The 17,831-nt window shown below is 50.3% G+C and carries 13 protein-coding genes and 1 riboswitch; of the genes, 6 read left to right on the top strand and 7 right to left on the bottom strand.

The features are described 5' to 3' along the window. Nucleotides 1–50: 50 nt before the first annotated feature. Both M4D81_RS14600 and M4D81_RS14605 read left to right on the top strand, forming a co-directional pair. Nucleotides 51–1,232, top strand: a complete 1,182-nt coding sequence (locus M4D81_RS14600) for a glycerate kinase family protein (protein WP_260067016.1) — start codon at nucleotides 51–53, stop codon at nucleotides 1,230–1,232. Then, nucleotides 1,232–2,701, top strand: a complete 1,470-nt coding sequence (locus M4D81_RS14605; RefSeq protein ID WP_260067017.1) for an SLC13 family permease — start codon at nucleotides 1,232–1,234, stop codon at nucleotides 2,699–2,701. The genes M4D81_RS14600 and M4D81_RS14605 overlap by 1 nt, the downstream gene beginning before the upstream one ends. Nucleotides 2,702–2,817: 116 nt before the next feature. On the opposite strand, the gene atzF is transcribed toward M4D81_RS14605, so the two are convergent. Genes atzF through M4D81_RS14625 form a run of 4 tightly spaced genes read right to left on the bottom strand, consistent with a single transcriptional unit; the run spans nucleotide 2,818 to nucleotide 9,553 of the window. Beyond that, nucleotides 2,818–4,551 carry an allophanate hydrolase gene (gene atzF, locus M4D81_RS14610; protein WP_260067018.1) on the bottom strand — a complete coding sequence of 578 codons (1,734 nt, stop codon included), beginning with the start codon at nucleotides 4,549–4,551 and terminating at the stop codon, nucleotides 2,818–2,820. Continuing rightward, nucleotides 4,548–8,162: an urea carboxylase gene (gene uca, locus M4D81_RS14615; RefSeq protein ID WP_260067019.1), complete on the bottom strand. Its 3,615-nt coding sequence runs from the start codon at nucleotides 8,160–8,162 to the stop codon at nucleotides 4,548–4,550. The genes atzF and uca overlap by 4 nt, the downstream gene beginning before the upstream one ends. Beyond that, a complete protein-coding gene (locus M4D81_RS14620) occupies nucleotides 8,155–8,823 on the bottom strand; it encodes an urea amidolyase associated protein UAAP2 (RefSeq protein WP_071221597.1) in 669 nt (222 codons plus the stop codon). Before M4D81_RS14620 ends, uca begins: the two co-directional genes overlap by 8 nt. A gap of 7 nt (nucleotides 8,824–8,830) precedes the next feature. After that, on the bottom strand, nucleotides 8,831–9,553 hold the full coding sequence (locus tag M4D81_RS14625; RefSeq protein ID WP_071221185.1) for an urea amidolyase associated protein UAAP1: 723 nt from the start codon (nucleotides 9,551–9,553) through the stop codon (nucleotides 8,831–8,833). Between the two features lie 67 nt (nucleotides 9,554–9,620). After that, nucleotides 9,621–9,729: riboswitch (guanidine-I (ykkC/yxkD leader) on the bottom strand. Nucleotides 9,730–9,986: 257 nt separating this feature from the next. On the opposite strand from M4D81_RS14625, the gene M4D81_RS14630 reads away from it, so the two are divergent. Next, nucleotides 9,987–11,318 (top strand): APC family permease, encoded by a 1,332-nt coding sequence (locus M4D81_RS14630; protein WP_260067020.1) that lies wholly within the window; start codon nucleotides 9,987–9,989, stop codon nucleotides 11,316–11,318. 255 nt (nucleotides 11,319–11,573) lie between these two features. Here the strand turns inward: M4D81_RS14630 and M4D81_RS14635 are convergent, their stop codons facing one another. From M4D81_RS14635 to M4D81_RS14645, 3 genes are all read right to left on the bottom strand, one after another. After that, nucleotides 11,574–11,915 carry a hypothetical protein gene (locus M4D81_RS14635; RefSeq protein WP_260067021.1) on the bottom strand — a complete coding sequence of 114 codons (342 nt, stop codon included), beginning with the start codon at nucleotides 11,913–11,915 and terminating at the stop codon, nucleotides 11,574–11,576. Nucleotides 11,916–11,975: 60 nt separating this feature from the next. Further along, entirely contained in the window at nucleotides 11,976–14,246 is a 2,271-nt protein-coding gene (locus M4D81_RS14640; RefSeq protein WP_260067022.1) for an outer membrane protein assembly factor BamB family protein, read from the bottom strand. Nucleotides 14,247–14,429: 183 nt separating this feature from the next. After that, a complete protein-coding gene (locus M4D81_RS14645; protein ID WP_260067023.1) occupies nucleotides 14,430–14,753 on the bottom strand; it encodes a hypothetical protein in 324 nt (107 codons plus the stop codon). Nucleotides 14,754–15,024: 271 nt separating this feature from the next. Between M4D81_RS14645 and M4D81_RS14650 the strand changes: the two genes are divergently transcribed. The 3 genes from M4D81_RS14650 to M4D81_RS14660 all read left to right on the top strand — a co-directional run bounded on the left by M4D81_RS14650 (nucleotide 15,025) and on the right by M4D81_RS14660 (nucleotide 17,569). After that, entirely contained in the window at nucleotides 15,025–16,737 is a 1,713-nt protein-coding gene (locus M4D81_RS14650) for a DUF4127 family protein (protein ID WP_260067024.1), read from the top strand. A 305-nt stretch (nucleotides 16,738–17,042) separates the two neighbouring features. Next, nucleotides 17,043–17,384 carry a sigma-70 family RNA polymerase sigma factor gene (locus tag M4D81_RS14655; RefSeq protein WP_194541295.1) on the top strand — a complete coding sequence of 114 codons (342 nt, stop codon included), beginning with the start codon at nucleotides 17,043–17,045 and terminating at the stop codon, nucleotides 17,382–17,384. Further along, entirely contained in the window at nucleotides 17,336–17,569 is a 234-nt protein-coding gene (locus M4D81_RS14660) for a hypothetical protein (protein WP_071221192.1), read from the top strand. The genes M4D81_RS14655 and M4D81_RS14660 overlap by 49 nt, the downstream gene beginning before the upstream one ends. Nucleotides 17,570–17,831: the final 262 nt, after the last annotated feature.

Genomic DNA, 17,831 nt, shown 5'->3' on the forward strand with positions numbered 1-17,831 from the left:
CTCTTTCTGTTTTAAAGTTTAAGCAACAACAGACAACAGGAGGAAAAGATATGAAAATCGTTATGGTTCCATCCGGATTTAAAGAGTGCCTGGATGCCGATGAAGTGGGAGAAGCCATGGAAAGGGGCGTTCGTCGTTTACATATGGATGCAAGCATTACCGTTATCCCTATGATTGACGGCGGGGAAGGATTTGCTAGGAGCATCGTCAATATAAAGCAAGGACAGCTGTATCATATGGAAGTAACCGGGCCAGTCGGTCAACCTATCACGAGCTGCTTCGGAGTCTACACTGAACATAATAAAAAGACTGCGGTCATCGAAATGGCTGCAGCAGCAGGCTTGAAGCTTGTTCCAAGAGACCGTCGCAACCCTTTATGGACGACCACCTATGGCGTGGGGGAGCTCATCAAAGGGGCACTGGACTATGGCGTCGACCATATCTTGATCGGCTGCGGAGATTCCGGAACATGCGACGGTGGTGCGGGAATGGCACAAGCCTTGGGAGCAGTGTTTAGCGATGAAGCTGGGAAACCGGTCTTTGTTAGGGGCGGCGGGGATTTACATAAAGTGCAGACCATTGAATTGGCAGGATTAGATCCAAGACTTCGGGATGTGCAGATCGACGTGGCCTGCAATTGGCATAACATCCTTTGCGGAATGGATGGCGTTGCTCACGTTTTTGCCCCGCAAAAAGGAGCTACTGAAGCAGAAGTGGAGCAATTGGCAGGCGCTCTTCATCATTATGCCTATCAGATACACAGCCAGCTTGGAGTGGATATAACCCATGCTCCTGGAAGCGGGGCATCCGGGGGCTTAGGCGCAGGACTGGCCGCTTTCACCAAGGCTAAGCTTCACCCACGTTACGAGATCATCATGCAATACATAAATATCGAAGAGCATATCCTTGGAGCGGATGTCGTGTTAACGGCAGAGGGCTGTCTGGATTACCAAACCCCAAACGGGAAAATACCTTCTGAGGTTGCGAGAATTGCCAAATCAAAAGGAATCCCGGTTATTGCAATCACCGGAACGATCGGCGAAAATGCTGAAATCAATTATGAAAATGGAATCGATGCGTATTCAAGCATTATTCAAACACCGACCTCATTAGATCAAGCCATCAAAAAAGCAGCCCTATGGATTGCAGATAGTACCGAAGCTGCGCTCCGGCATGTGCGTATCGGATATCAGATTGCCCATAGGTCGTTTGTCGAAGGGAAGCGACCATAATGGAGCCTGAATACGTACGATCTACGGGAAAACAGCTGGGCAAACCTGCCCTCGGATCAGAGGCAGTCCAGTCTACCAAACGCTTTTCCCCAAAAACTTGGTGGATTGTATTGGGTATTGCAGGATGCAGTGTTTGGATCGCTTCTGTCGATCGTTTATCTTATTCAGGAAAAATAGCCCTCTTATTCTTTATCATAGCCATGGTTTTGTGGATTTTCTCCAGCCTGCCGGCCGGGATGATTGCTTTAGGCGCCCTGATGTGCATAGTCTTATTGAAGGGCTCATCCGCTTCATTACTTTACGAATCCATTGCTGAAGAAATCGTATGGTTGATGATAGGTTCATTTATAATCGGTGAAAGTGTAAAAACCAGCGGACTTGCCTCGCGATTTACTCGCTTCGTGATACAGCGTGCCGGCAAACCCGAGCATTTATTGGGGTGGCTCGCTTTGGTCATCCAGCCCTTAACTTTTTTTATACCGTCTACTTCCGGCCGAGCGGCACTAACGTTACCTGTGGTGAAAGAGCTTCAGACTGTATTAAGGAATACGCAGCAAAAAAGAGCAGTCGCGATGCTCATTCCCGTTATGGTATTACTCGCTTCATCGGCTACGATCATCGGGGCGGGCTCTCACATCATTGGCATCGGGTTATTAAACGGGGCAACCGGTGAAGATATTTCGTATGTAACATGGGTTCTTTGGGGAGCGCCCTTCGCGCTTGTCATGTGCGGTCTGGCTCTTGTATTCATAAAAATCATGTTTTGGAGAAATGAACCGCGCAGCGAAGTCATGACCTCTGAATATAAAAATGTAGAAAAGCTCCCTCTAACCAACAGTGAGAAGAAAACCATCGTTATGATTGCGGTTTTAGTGATCCTGTGGATGACTGAAGCCCTGCACGGTTATGACATTGCCTTTATTACCATGGTTGGCTCCATGCTCTTCATGCTGCCCTCTATCGGGATAATGGGATGGAAGCAGGGCATACAGAGTGTTTCTTGGAATTTGATCCTCTTTGTCGCCGCAGCTACGGCACTGGGAAAAGCACTTGTTGAGAATGGCGTGGTTGCTTGGCTTCAGCATATGGTATTCAGTAAACTAAGTTTTCTGCAAGCGGCCCCCACATTTATGACGGTGCTCATCGTGATCCTCATATCGGTTACCTCACACTTATATATTACGTCGCATACAACCAGAGCGGTAGTGATGACGCCGGCTTTTATTGTGCTGAGCCAGATTCTTGGACTTCATGCGCCTTCGGTGGTGTTTTTGACACTGGTAGGCATGAACTACTGCATTACATTTCCAGTAAGTTCAAAGGCACTGCTCCTATTTTACGAAGATGAGCATGTTTCCTATCAGGCTAAGGATTTAGTGAAGCTCAGTATTGTTTTAATGCCCGTTTATATAGTAGTTATGCTATTGTTCTACTACTCTTATTGGAAATGGACGGGATTGACGATATAAAAAATAAATAGACCGTTATCCATGGAAGGAGCGGTCTATTTCTATTTTCTTGTTCAACAGATAAGCTGCACCTCGAAACAACGGGCACTATCCTCGTACAAGTTAAAGCATTCTGTTCACACATTCTCCATCGCGTTTCTCCACCCTCCGGCAGAGGTTAGATCGAGCGCATCTTCTACGGCATACGACTCACAGACAAATCCTGAAACTAAGCGTCCATCGACCAATTCAATCTTGCCAATCCCCAGCGGGGCTGGAATGGAGGCTGTAAATATGCCGAAGGCATCAGCCGACATCTCCCACAGCTCTAAGGCCATCGATGAGCCCCCTTCTCTTACCCGCACGAGCCCAGGTTTCGGCGGGGCCGTCGGCAGTTGGAACAATTGGTACTTCGGAGCAGTTACGGCCTCCTCCACGAAAATTGCACCAAGCCCAGTCATTTGCGGTTCAAGTACCATCCCTCGCATGTGGAGTCCACAGACAGCCACGGTGATCAGCTCCGTCTGCTTCAGAAAAAAGCGCGACGCGGCCACCATATTAGCCTCCTCCTCAGGCAGCGTAAACAGCGTGATGCCAAACGGCAGACGATCCTTGGCAAAACCGGCGGGAATGGCAATCGCACTTAAATCAAGCAGATTGCAGTGGTTTGTGTACAAACCCATTTGGCTATTCGTTGCAATCGGATCAGTATTCACCTGCTCCCGGGTCCAAGTGCCTCCACATGTCGGAAGGACAAGCACACCGCCCTTAAGCATTTCTTCCGTATGACGACGAATGTCGGCCAGGCGGTGCTGTGCTTGAAATAACGTTGCTGCTGTAAACTCTGCCTTGGCTCCAGAGCGAAGAATGGTTTCAGTCACCGGAGTTGCCGAGCCGGGATGACTCTCGATGAAGTCCGCAAGATGTGACCATCGCTCCGCAACGAGAGGGCCTTCATAGAGCAGGGCAGCCGCTTCATGCAGCAAGGATACATCCACCTCTTTTACTTTGACGCCGGATCGAATGAGGGTTTCCTTCGCCCGATTCCATGCCGCTTCATATTCTGATGCAAACGGGCCGAAGAACTGCGGCGGCTCCGATGGAAAGAGCCATGTGACTGGCAGCATAGGTCGGCCGAGCGGGCGGTCTTTGGAATACGGATCGCTGGCGAGGTACCCGCGAACGACTCCGTCCACCAGCTCTGCATCCTCTACGGAGCGGGCAAACACGGTGACGCAATCCAGGCTGCGGCATGCCGGGATCACGCCTTGTGAAGGCCAGGCGCCTACAGTCGGCTTGTAACCAACAAGCCCGTTCAGCGCAGCGGGCACCCGGCCCGAGCCTGCGGTATCCGTCCCCAACGCGAAGGCAGCCTGACCGCAGGCTACGGCAACGGCTGAGCCGGAGCTCGATCCGCCGCTGATTAACTCGGGACTCAGCGCATTATGCGTTGCGCCATATGGACTCCGCGTACCCACAAGTCCTGTGGCGAACTGATCCAGATTGGCCTTTCCAACAGGGATAGCTCCAGCCGCAATGAGTCTCTCGACAACAGCAGCATGTTGTTCCGGTACATAAGTGAAATCCGGGCACGCCGCGGTCACGGGCCAACCTGCCACCTCAATATTATCCTTGACCGCAAATGGAATTCCCCATAAAGGAGATTCAACCGGATTCAGATCGCTCAGCCGCTCCAAATACGGCTTTATCCGATCAAGCGTTGGCGGTAGAATCCAGATGTTGCTATCCCGCTCCCGATCCACCCGCTCAACAATAGCCATAATCACGTCTTCAGGCGTAAACCCGCCATGACGATACCCCTTCCGTAAAGCTTCAATCGATATCGCTGCAGGAACCGCTTCAATCGTCATGATACTGTCGCCTCCTCCTCCGCAGGATAAATGGCTGCAACGCAGTCACCGGCCCTTACCTGATCCCCGGATGATACATACACCGATGCAACTACTCCGTCAAATGGAGCCTGCTGCGGAAACTCCATTTTCATACTTTCTTCTATTATAATATCTTCACCCTTCCGAACCTTTTGCCCGGGTTGTACAAGCACCTTCCATACACTGCCGGACATGGAGCTGTTCAGAGCGAGGCTTCCCTCCGGCAGCACTTCCTGCGCAAGTGCTGCGGCAGCTTCCGGCTCTGACACGTGTTCTGCAATCCCAAGCTCCTTCCAGTAGGCACGTTCCTGCTGAAATGCAGCCTGACGCGATTGCCTGAACGCCGAAGATTCCTCCTCAATGGTATTCAGCCAAGCCAAGTACTTGCCCAGATTAAATGTCGTCTCTTCGACTTCAACCTTGAATTCGCCGCGCGGAAAATCTTCTCTCATCTTCAACAACTCTTCTTCAGATACAGGATAGAACCGAATCTGGTCGAAGAAGCGCAGCAGCCACGGCTTGCCCTGCTCAAAATTTGCCGTATGCCGGAACTTATTCCACATCTGTACGGTACGACCGACGAACTGGTATCCGCCAGGGCCTTCCATTCCATATACACAGAGGTAAGCACCTCCGATGCCAACGGCATTCTCCGGGGTCCAGGTCCGGGCAGGATTGTATTTGGTGGTCACCAGCCGGTGGCGTGGATCAAGCGGTACCGCAACCGGTGCACCAAGATAAACATCTCCCAATCCCATGACTAAATACGAGGCGTTATACACAATTTCCGCCACCTCCTCCAGTGAACCGAGCCCGTTCATCCGGCGGATAAATTCCAGATTGCTTGGACACCACGGCGCGTCGGGGCGAACATTTTGCTGATAACGCTCAATTGCTAGCTTTGTGGCAGGATCATCCCAGGACAATGGGAGTTTCACGATCCTGGAAGGAACCTCAATCGAATCTAGCGTTGGCAGCGTAAGATCAATATCCATAATGAGCGCCGCCGCTTCTTTCACGGTCATTCGGGCAGCATCCAGATGAATCTGCAGGGAGCGGATACCCGGCGTCATTTCGATATAAGGGATCTTCCCGCTATCTTTCACAGCCTGCATCAGCACATAGACCTGGAACCGGTACACCAGATCAAGCTCCCGCTCCCCGTACTCAATCAGAACATTCTCATCGCCAGAGCATCGAATGGCTATCGGGAAGCGTCTGCCTTCCTCCTCATAGGCGAGGAGCGGCATATACTCTTTCTTCGACTCTTTCGGAAGGGCAGGCAGTTTCGCCTCTCCATCCAGGTTATCCAGGAACAGCTCTTGTGCTGCTCTAAGCTGCCCCGCTTCCTCTACGGTGATTAGCTTAAAGCGTACCTTATCCCCGGGACGAAGCTGACCAACCTTCCAGAACTCTGCCGTCGCCGTCGTTACCGGGCAGACAAATCCGCCCAGACTCGGGCCATCCGGTCCGAGCAGAATCGGCATGTCACCGGTCAAGTCCAGCGCACCAACGGCGTAGGCATTATCATGGATATTCGACGGGTGCAGTCCTGCATCGCCCCCATCCTCACGGGCCCATAGCGGCAAAGGCCCTATCAGACGGACCCCGGTCCTTGAGCTGTTAAAGTGAACCTCCCATTCGGTCCCGGTCAACTGCTCCATATAGGCAGGCAGCAGATATTCCTCTGTACAATGAGGTCCCGGAATTACCCCGATGCTCCATTCCCGAGTCAATTCCGGACGGGACCGCATGGCCAGCGCACCAAGCGCTGTGCCAGTACCTTTGCGAACGCGTAGTACCGCACCTGTACGAAGCGCGCTGCCGGTATGACCGCCAAATCCGCCAAGCGTAAACGTGGATGCACTTCCAAGCGTAAGCGGCATGTCAAGCCCGCCAGCTACAAGAAGGTACGTGCGCATGCCCGCTGCCGCTTCACCAAGCACAAGGATGGAGCCTGAGGCTGCTGTAACTGGTGTGTACATGGGAACTGGGACCCCGTCCAGCGTCGCTGACATGTCCGCACCAGTCAGACAGAACTGCATGTCGCACCGGAACCGGTAGGTTCCGCCTCGAAGTGTCATTTCGAGACCGGCTGCCCCTTTTTCATTGCCGAGCAAACGGTTGCCGATCCGGAAGGCCAAGGCGTCCATCGGCCCGGAAGGGGGAACCCCGATATCCCAATAGCCGATTCTTCCCGGAACATCCTGTACCGTTGTCTGAACTCCCCCATCCAGCACTTCAATAGCACGCTCGGGGGGCTGGAATCCGTTTAACATATTAGTATTTACGAGACCTTCCGCAAAAGCATCCGTGTGCAAAAAGGCTTCGATGTAAGACTGATTTGTCGTCACGCCATAGACTCGGAGCTCCTGCAGAGCGGTAATCATCGCTTCAATTGCATCCTTACGGGTCTTTGCATGCACAATAATTTTGGCCAGCATCGGATCATATAGCGTCGTTACCTCTAGTCCGCTCTGAATCCATGTCTCGACCCGCGTGTTCTCAGGCCATACCATGCCGTCGATCCGGCCGTCACCCGGACGGAAGTCATTGGCACAATCCTCCGCGTAGAGCCTTACTTGAAGACTGTGACCTTGGGGCTCTCGAACCCGACCACCCAAATCGCTTAAGTCTCCGCCTGCCTCACGAACCATCCACTCCACCAGATCAATCCCGAGCACTTCCTCCGTCACTCCATGCTCGACCTGAAGCCGGGTGTTCACCTCAAGGAAATAATACTGCTCCTGCTCCGGATCATACAGGAACTCCACGGTTCCCGCGCTGCGGTATCCAGCGGCAAGCGCCAGGCGGCGCGCACTCTCATGCATCTCCCTACGTACATCCGCAGGCAGCAGCGGTGCAGGCGTCTCCTCAATGATCTTCTGGTTGCGGCGCTGCACGGAGCAGTCGCGCTCCCCAAGCGCTACCGCTTCCCCATCGCCATTACCGAAAACCTGCACCTCGACGTGCCGTGCACGCGCGATGTATTTTTCCAGGAACACGCCGCCATCGTTAAAGTTCACCGTAGCCAGCCGCGTTACCGAATCATATGCGTCACGTAGAGCAGCTTCATCTGCACAGATCCGCATCCCGATGCCGCCGCCGCCCGCTGTACTCTTGAGCATGACCGGATACCCGATTCTCCCCGTATGTTCAATTGCTTCCTCCAGCGACTTCATCAGGCCGGTCCCCGGCAGCATCGGAACCCCTGCCTTCTCTGCCATGGAACGGGCCGTATGCTTAAGGCCGAACAGCTCGATATGGTCAGGTGTTGGCCCGATAAACGTGATTCCTTGCTCCACGCAGGCTCTGGCAAAAGCAGCGTTCTCGCTCAGGAATCCATAACCGGGATGAATGGCATCGGCTCCGGTCTCACGAGCAACTTGCAAAATAAGCTCAGCATTGACATAACTCTCTTTGGCAGGGCCTTCTCCTATCAGTACCGCTTCATCTGCAAACTCCACATGTAGGCTGTCGCGATCTGCTGTCGTGTACACAGCAACCGATGAGATGCCCATGCTCCGCAAAGTGCGGATAATCCGTACTGCAATCGCGCCGCGGTTAGCGATCAGAATTTTGTTAAACATCCCCTTTACCCCCTTCTTCATCCCAGATCAGAACCTGTGCGGGAGTTGGGTTGTAAGCATTGCAAGGATTGTTGAGCTGAGGGCAATTGCTGATGAGCACGGTAACCGGTGCAAGTGCAGTCAATTCTACATAGCGTCCTGGACCTGATACGCCATCTGCAAAGGTGAGCTCCCCCTCCGGTGTGACCGGCACATTCATGAAGAAGTTCACATTCGGGGCCAAGTCCCGCTTCGTAAATTCATGTCGCTGGGACAGCATAAGCATGAATGTATCCCGGCAGTTATGCATCGGCAGCGTATCATGCGAATAGCGGACGGTGTTGCTCTGTGCCGAGCACGCACCGCCAATGGTGTCGTGACGACCGCAGGTATCTGCCGTAATCTTCAGCAGTTCCCGGCCTGATTCTGCAATTAGCAGAGATCCTGTCGTTAAATACAGATTCTGCTGTCCTGTAATCGTTCGGATCGCACTGTAATGATCACCCGGATCTTCTGTCGAGTAGAACAGGGTATCCACCGCTTGGTTCCCTTCCACATCCACGATCCGCAGCACTTGACCGGGAAGCAGATCATACAGCCATCCTTCTCCTGCTGGAATCGTCTTATCATAAACAGCATTCGCTGGATTCCGTTTGCTGCGTGTCGGCTCAAATGTACTCATGCCCATATTAATTCGCCCCTTTCATTAAAGCATAAGCGCTCCACGTATTTTCAAAAGCACGCCGATTCTCACCGCAATGCTGTACGCAAGAATCATCTTCCTGCACTGCCTCCGCATCGGTCACTCGGATCTCAACCGCCGCATCCGGGTAATCCGGGGACGGGTCGAGCAGGTTCGGTGTATTGGAGAACACCACCAGCACATCCATTTCCGTACGCAGTGTCACAGAACTTCCTGCCGTTTCCTGCTCCTCATACCGCAGGGTCCCATCCAGCTCGCAAACCACTTTGGAGAAAAAATTAACCGGAGCGCTCAGATCCCGCGGCGTAAGCTGGTGGCGGTACATTTCCACAATCAGATTTTCCTCTCCGCTGCGCAGCCAGGCGTTCCGCTCATTCTGGTAGCTGGTTCGACCATACTTCTGGTCCGTACTCTGCCGGGTGGTATAACCCGATAACGGATCATGCCAGCCGACCGAATCCCTGGTGATGGATGCCAGCACTCTCCCCTGGTCACTCATTAGCACATGTCCCGCCGTGAGCATCGCGGTATGCTGAGCCTTCAGCGTATCCGGCATATTGTAGCGCTCCGAAGGATACGGAGCATGGAAGAGAAGGGTCGACAGATTCGCCCGGTTACCGGCTGCCGTCAGCGTCATGGATTTTCCTCTGCTGATATAAGCAGACCACTTGCCGCCTGGTTGAATGGTGATTGAAAAGGATGATGTCATCTGAATTCCTCCTGTTATAAAAAAATAGAAAAAAGCCCGGGAGAAACATCAAAGATCATTTGATAGATTCTCCCGGGCTTTTTTCCCGCCGTGTACATCGACCATTCGAGCATCGATGCGTTTTCTCTCGGACCAGTCAACCGCAGAGGCGATTCGGAACCCTAGAAAACATTGTTATTCAATTATTTATGTTAAGTATCCTAACACAATAAATTATACCCTGCAACAAAAACAAGTTAAAAAATAAATTTTGTTTGTGTTTTTCAGCTTGAAACTCACGATTATGTAAGGTAAATGCACATAAATACATTGAATTCACTTTGATCCGTGAAAAAAAGGCTTGATTTTTTCTGAAAGCCCTGTAAGAATGTGAGATGTCATGACATATGTTTCGATTTGCCTTAGATTCATTCTCATTGGAGGAGGAAACCGCATGTCACAAAATATAACATTAAAGCGAAATCTATCCCTTTCCCATGTCGTGACGATGGGCTTGGCCTGGATGTCACCTATGATTTTTTTCACGAGTTTCGGAGTGCTCCATGAAGGATCAGGGGGGATGCTGCTAGCGGCTTACATGCTTGCATTTATTGCTATTGTGTTTACGGCTGCAAGCTATGGCCAGATGGCCCGGGCTTTTCCAGTGTCAGGTTCAGCCTATACCTATGTGACCAAAGCGATGAATCCCTTTCTAGGTTTCCTTGTCGGTTGGGCCGTACTGCTCGACTACCTGTTCTCCTGCATCATCGCTGTGCTCATGTTCGGCATTAACTTGAATGCCCAATTCCCGACCGTGCCTTCGGCCCTATGGGTTACTCTGTTAACCGTCATCGTAATGACCATCAACATTATCGGCATCAAAACCTCCGCCAATGTCAATAAAATTTTTGTACTGATGCAGATTGTTTTTATTGCCGGCTTCTGCGCCCTTCTCGTATATAAAGCCATGCAGGGTGGCATAACGGCTGACCTGAATCCTTTTGCCGCAAGTGAGGGAGTCTCCTTCTCGGCGATTCTTGCCGGCGCTTCGCTTGTATGCTTCTCCTTCCTCGGGTTCGATTCTATTACCACAATGGCTGAAGAAACTAAGGATCCGAAAAAAACCATCCCCCGTGCCATCATCATCATTGTGGTCCTGGCCGGACTGATGTATTTTGTCACCGCTTATTTGATCCAACAGCTGTATCCGTCCTTTGCCTTTGGCAACATCGACTCTGCAGGTTTTGAGCTCATGCAATCCATCGGCGGAGGCGCGCTCGCATCGGTCTTCACCTTTGTGATCATCTTCTCGGTCCTGTCACAAGGCGTGTCCTCGATGACCACCGTCACCCGCCTGCTGTTCGTCATGGGCCGAACGTCCCTGCTGCCGAAGAAATTCGGTTCCATCCATCCCAAATACCGCACGCCTGTTTTCAACATTGTGCTCGCCAGTATCATCTCGCTGTCCGCCATGTTTGTCAGCCTGGAGACAGCTATCAAATTCGTGAATTTCGGCGCCCTAACCGCCTTCCTGTTTGTGAACGTGTCCGTCATCTTTCATTACATCATCCGTGAAAAACGACGCACGCCCACAGACCTGCTGCTGCGCCTGTTATGTCCGTTGCTGGGTGCCGGCTTCGTGTTCTATCTGATCACGCTGCTGGATCTCTCCTCCCTGATGCTCGGCTCCGGCTGGCTTGTAATCGGGCTGGTCTACTATTCCATCAAACGGGTAAAATCCGTTCAGCATGAGGTGCCTATCCCTGAGGCTGAGAGTGCGGTGTGAACTCCATGGAATCAGGGTTGATTAGAAGCGAAAACCCCCTGGCTCCGGGTTAAGGAGACAGGGGGTTTTTATCCGCTGTTTATGAACCTCATCTCTTGTCAGAATGTAAGTCTTTCAAATCTAGTGCATTCGAACCAGGAATATAATACCATTGAATAGAAATGAAACCATATCAAAATTTGCAAGATTGCAGAAAACCAAAAACGCCCCCGCATCTGTCGCCAGACGCCAGGGACGCTTATCCATCCATTCGTTTTATTCCATGCGCTCAAACACCTTGAACCTTTGGCCTTCCTGCAATGCCACCAACGTATGTTCATCGACTACGTAGATTTCCGTGCCTTCCGGCAGCTCGTTCGATGATAAATGCGTATCCGGATATTGGTCCGGCTCGAGCCGCTTCTGGATCGTGCCCGCCAAGGTCAAATCCACCTCCGCAAAAGCCTCGGCACCCTCAATGCCTTTTCCAATATACTCTTGGTCATCGTACTTTAACAGTGACGCATAACTGGCCGACTGCTTGCTGCCGCAGCCCAAACATAGGATCAACAATAGGCTGATGATCGGAATCCCTGCTATCTTAAGCCTCTTGCCCATAAGTCTTCCTCCTTTGCGCCCATCATCCCTACGGTCTTTGTCATCTATCGATAACAGCTATTACAGCTCATCCAAGCGTTCCTTTAAAGCTCTGGCATCATAACGAATAAAAGCTCCGTTGACCGTGCCGACGAGCACTTCCCGTTCCGTTACGTTCAGCGCACCGTTCTTGGTATAAACCTCTCGCAAATCAACGCTGCCGGTGACCACGTTATGCAATCTGCCCAAGCTTCTGCCGTCTTCCTTGTTCAACACCACGAGATCGCTTCCCAAACTTAACAGCAGGTACGAATCCAGGATTCCGTAGCTGCTGCCAACCAGATGGGAGAGATCGCCACCCGCTTTGGAAGTAGTCTCCATCTTCCATAGGATGCTGCCGCTCTCTATATCTATCGCTGCCGGAATGCCGTTCAAGGCAAGATAGACCCGTTCTCCCTCGATGTCGCCGTGGGCGGCCCTGCCTTTCACGGTCCATAATTCCTTATCTTCCAGACTGTCATACAATACGCTTTCGTAAGCGGTAGCCCCGCTGAAATACTCCCCGTTCAGCGCACGCTGCACTAATAGATACCGCTCATTCAGCACCTCGAACCTTTCCATCTCACGGGCCGGATACACGGCTTCGCGCGCCCCGGTTTCCGTATTGAGGAGTACCCATTCCTTGCCAAGCAGCATCCATCTTGTTGTCATATCCGCAGGAGATACCGGACTGTAGCGATACCCTCCGATAAAATACGGATCTTGAGTCGGATCGTCCATAGCCCTCTTACCGACCTTTACATTCCATGCCGCTTTGCCGGTGACCGGATCGTAAGCGGTAAGCTGTCCGTTCTGCTCGACGAGCACATACGGATCACCCGATCCTGCATTCAGCAAGCGGTGTTCGCCGGACAACGTCTTTTTCCAACGCAGTTTTCCGGTTTCCTGGTCCAGCACGCTCAGCACGCTATCGTTTTTGGTTTCGTTCATATTCAAAGCTTCATCCAGAATGATCGCATCGGCCGCAGCCGTCATTGTCAGGCCAAATTCATTCTTCGGCTTAACCTCCCATTTCACTTTGCCATCCGACAACCGGATATGCCGCACGCGGGCTGCATAATCCTTAACCTCCGGGTTATAAGCCGAGTACATGGTAACATGCTCCCGCTCCTTATCCGTGACAGCCGTATACCAGCCAAATCCCGCATCCTCCTGCCACAGCTTCTTGCCGGTGCTGCGGTCAATCGCATACAGGGAAGAATTATCGTGCATCCCACTGTACCCGCCATCATCTCCCTTGAGGAGCAGGACGTCCTCGCTTGCCTCAAGCAGGAAGGTAAAATTCAGATTGCCCTGATTTCGCCAGTCGGGTACGGCTTCAATCGTCTTTTGAGGCGGCACGGCGGCAAAACGATAGGTAAACTCGTAATCATCGCCAGGACTGTAACTCCGTTCAAGGGATCCAGCCCAAGGGATTACCCACTCGCTGGACGTCAGCTTTCCGGATGGGGAGAACGTCACGGTATAATGGGCATCCCGCTGCTCATATCTCCAGGTCTCGCCGAGTATCATCGGTTTATTGGAGCTCATCTCCTGATTCCGCGATGTCTCCCTCACCTGCGGTTCGCCGAGCAGCTTTTTCACGTATGAAGAAGGAGTTCCTTTCTTAAAAAGAAACTCCGTCAAGTTCCGCACCACATCCGTCGGTACTCCCGAATCCCCACCTAATAGCGCTTCAGGCATCGCCTTCTTGGCTGTCGTGTCCTTGCCCTGTACCCACATCATTGCCGGGCGGTAGATTCGGTAGTCTTCCTTCCACTTGGAAGGTGCGACCATGACCCCGTACCAGTCCTTCCACTGCGCTACGGCGATGAGCGACGTTCCGGTTTGGGATACCGGCCATTTCATTGCGCTTCCAGGAGCAAGATATATACTGCCGCTGCTGCGCAGTTGAAGCGAGAGCGGGGAAATTTCTTTCACTTGGGCAGCTTCCTTGGAAACATACCATGTAGGGAGCCACAAGTCTCCCCGGGAATCGGATTGGATAAAGGCTAATTCCCCCTTCACGGAGGTAAGCCGGAGCCTTTCCCCCTTGGCGCCGTAATAGCTCACCTTGAGATTTGTCAGATTGCTGTTCTTACTAAGCGCTTTAGGAAACAAAGCAGCCTTCTGCTGAAGCGTGACGCGTTGACCGGATGTAAAACTCCCGGCTCCGGCAGCATCGGCGAATACGACATGAGCGCTCTCCTGTGTCCGCTGAGCCGGAATCCCAACAAGTGAAATGCAGACGGCTGCCGTTATTCCGATGAATAGTCGCTTTCGGATCGATACGCGTAAACTCACAGAAACCATCCTCTCCCATACAAGCCTATATAATGTAAACGCTATTATAAGGCAAACTGTTCCAAAATCAAAACAAAAAAACTCCCTTCCACGAAAGGAGTCTACCAATCTCTTATTGCCAATGTACATTCACGAAGAGTTCTCGTTAAAATGTTTTCTGCTGCAAATTCACAATTAGCCGTCTTACCCGCATTATCTTACATCCATACGCCAACCCGCTTCGGGTAGAGTACGGCTCGGCGTTTGCCTGCCTGTCATTTTTCTGGTGCGGTTTGTCACCCCGTCCGATATGTCCCCCCATAACTGCCCGAGAAAGGATGCTGAAGCCATTGACGTGCTTCTATTGCTTGCTGTGGCCATCCCCTGAGCGGATCGATTCTCAATCCGTGTATCTTCGCGGGATATCCTGAACTCTGCGCATCCCGATAGTAATATGACACCAACAACCATCACAATAATTGCCGGCCATGCCATCGTAAGCCTCATGTTCCGTTTCGCATGATGTATGGATCCCATCCCGACTGCCTCCTTATGTACGTTCCTGAAGGAAAGTATAAGGAACACATCTTATCAATCAGTGATCCAAGTTCTTAACGAATGCTTAAATAAAACTGAACAATTACCTACGCCACATTATAACAGATCTTAGCAAGCTTCTTCGACTTCTTTTTCCACCCCTTTTTTTGGACTGCTTAATGAAAAAAACTGATTTGTGGTTGTAAAAGGAATGGGAAATTCACCTATATATATGAAGGGCCATTAAACCATATATAAGGAGAGTTGACCAATGAGAAATGTATTGTATGTACCCTTGGATGACCGCCCGGTAAACCTTGATGATGTAATCAAACTAGGACAAGCCTCAGGCTTGAACCTGATAACTCCTCTTGCTGCAGATATTCGTAACCGGCTCGATTCGGTCGCAGAAGCTTCAGACAGCCAACTTATAGGCACCTCGGCACCTACCTTTGGTAAACCGGAAGATATTCATCAGTTCATATTGAGTCACGCCTCTTCCGTCCAGGGTTTTATTATTTCGATCGATATGCTCGTTTATGGAGGCTTAATCGGTAGCAGACGTTTACGAACAAGCGGAGGAGGAACGTATCCCCATTATGATTCAGGGACGGCAGACTTGCTTGACGTAATCCGCGAGATTAAACAGCTTTATCCCAACAAGCCAATCTATGTGTTGGATACCATTATGCGACTCGCTACGACCACATATGTGGAGGGACTCTCTTATAACGCGTACACAGAGTCTCGCAGTCTCATGGGGATAGCTCGCAAAAAATATACAGACTTCAACGATATTTTGAACGGCTATAATATATCCAGTGATGGCACCGAGTTGGGCGATACCGTCCACTTCAATAAAACCCATTACTACAATACAAGGCAGCATAAGTTTAAAACCAATTATTATGTCTTGGACAGACTTGTACGTCAGGGTTATATTGATTTCCTGGCCGTTGGGGTGGACGATGCGAATAAAGAAGGCGTGCAAATGAATGAAATTCAATTTGTGGAGAACTACATCGATCGTTATCTAGGCGGTTGTGAGGGGCAAAATCCGAATCGTGCCATTATATTGCCTGATGCAGATGGCTTAGGTCATTCTCTGGTAGCACGGATGGCTAATCAATTGCATCGGGAAGGAAGAAAAACGCAAATTTCGGTGCAATATTTCGGTCCTCATGGATCCACAATCATCAACAACTATGAATACATGACTGTTCATCAGAATATTCTTCGTCATATTGATGTTGTTGGCGGCCAATATGTCACTTGCACACCAAACATTGAAATCCTGGCAATCACAGACGAAACACAGGTGTCCAGTGCCGTAAGCCGTATCCATGCCAATGGAACAAACTTCGTAGCAACTGTGGTTATGGATTTCACGGGAAAAGGCTCTGCCAATCCAACGGTAACGGAAGCGCTGCTAGACAGCCAGTACACGGGACGCCTATTGGGTTATAGTGCATGGAACACTGCCGGGAACCTTATGGGCATCTCGCTTGGCATGGGGCAAGCGCGCTACGCTTTTTTGGTATCAGAGACCTCTGCCTCCGAATTGAATATGGCCGTGAACGCTCATGGGTCACTACTCTTCAAACGATTTTTGAAGGATTATTATTATAAGAGGCTTGCTGTAGTCGATGTCCGAAGCTATTCCAGAACTCCAAGCAATATTCGTTACGATAATCTTCAAGCCTCGTTCGCTGATCAAAACATGCGTCTCTTTAACACAGAATCAGCTTACCAGCAAGTGTTCACGATTCTTCGAGATCAAATGCAGATCCACCAAACAACGCTGGCCGGAAGGAACGCTTTCCTGATCGGTGCCCCCACTCCGACATGCAATGTCAAACAAATAAAGGGGGCTTTGTGGACATTTTCAGAATACGACAGTGCTTCGCTGGTTTATGACAATCCTGATTTCATCTGGTGGCGCGCCTTTGAGATCACGCTCAATCCTAAGGTCACACTCCAATAATATGAGAATGAAAAAGGACAGCTCGGGCTTTTAAAATGTACCCCGTAGAGTAAACACCTAAAAAAGGTCTACTCTACGGGGTACATTTATTTATCGGAGCTGTCCTTTTTCTATTGTCCTTTTTGTGAGTGGATTTCTACAGTGAATTCAATAATTCAACTTATAGAGTAGATTACCATTTCACAATAGATGTAAAAAATGGTACAATAAAACGAGAACAAACGTTCCTGTTTTGTAATTCGTTAGCTTTCTCTTTTTCCCTAAATAATGAATACGATGATAGACCGGCATAGGAGGGACGCGTTATGAAAAAGCATATAACAGCATACGAGCGCTATAAAACTGAAATTTATCGAATTGGTTGGAGAATACAATATCAGGCTAAAAAACTTAGAAAACGAGAAACGCTATACCCTGATTTTAGTACCGTGCAGACGGGGTCATTTCATGCTAGATCCGATGACCGCATTTGGATTGGTCAATTGCTGGATTCATTGCCCCCTCAAGGAAGAACCATTATATATAAACTCTTCTTAGAAGACCTCACTGAAGCGGAAGTAGCCAAGCAGCTCCATATCTCTCAACAGGCGGTGAACCGATGGAAAAGAAAAATGATTCAAAAGTTATCTCAGATCGCGAATTCATGATTTTGCTGAAAGCTGCAAAGCAGAATGAAGATCAAGCCATTCTGCAGCTCATTGATTTATACAAAGACGATATAATGAGAATCAGTCAATATATCTATATGCCTCAAGAGGATGCCATATCAACGATTGTCCTGGAGTTTATGGAAGTGATTCGAGAGAACAATGATACGTCTGAGACAGACTGAATTTCTTTTGAACCCTTTCCCGGTTCAGAGCGAATATAAAGATGGGACGCTTTATTCTATCGACCATCCAGTTCAGGTTTACGACGAACACGGTTAATTGTCTGCCTTGTGAATCAAACGACTTCTCTCCCTTTTTCCTTTTCCAATATAACAACAAACCCAGTACCGCCCGAGGCACTGGGTTGTGTTTTATAGAAATTGCATTCGTTTTGCAGTGCCCTCATTAAGGGGCACACATTCAAGATCACATCCTGTTTTCCTG

This window comes from Paenibacillus sp. p3-SID867 (assembly GCF_025142895.1).
Taxonomy (GTDB): domain Bacteria; phylum Bacillota; class Bacilli; order Paenibacillales; family Paenibacillaceae; genus Paenibacillus_AQ.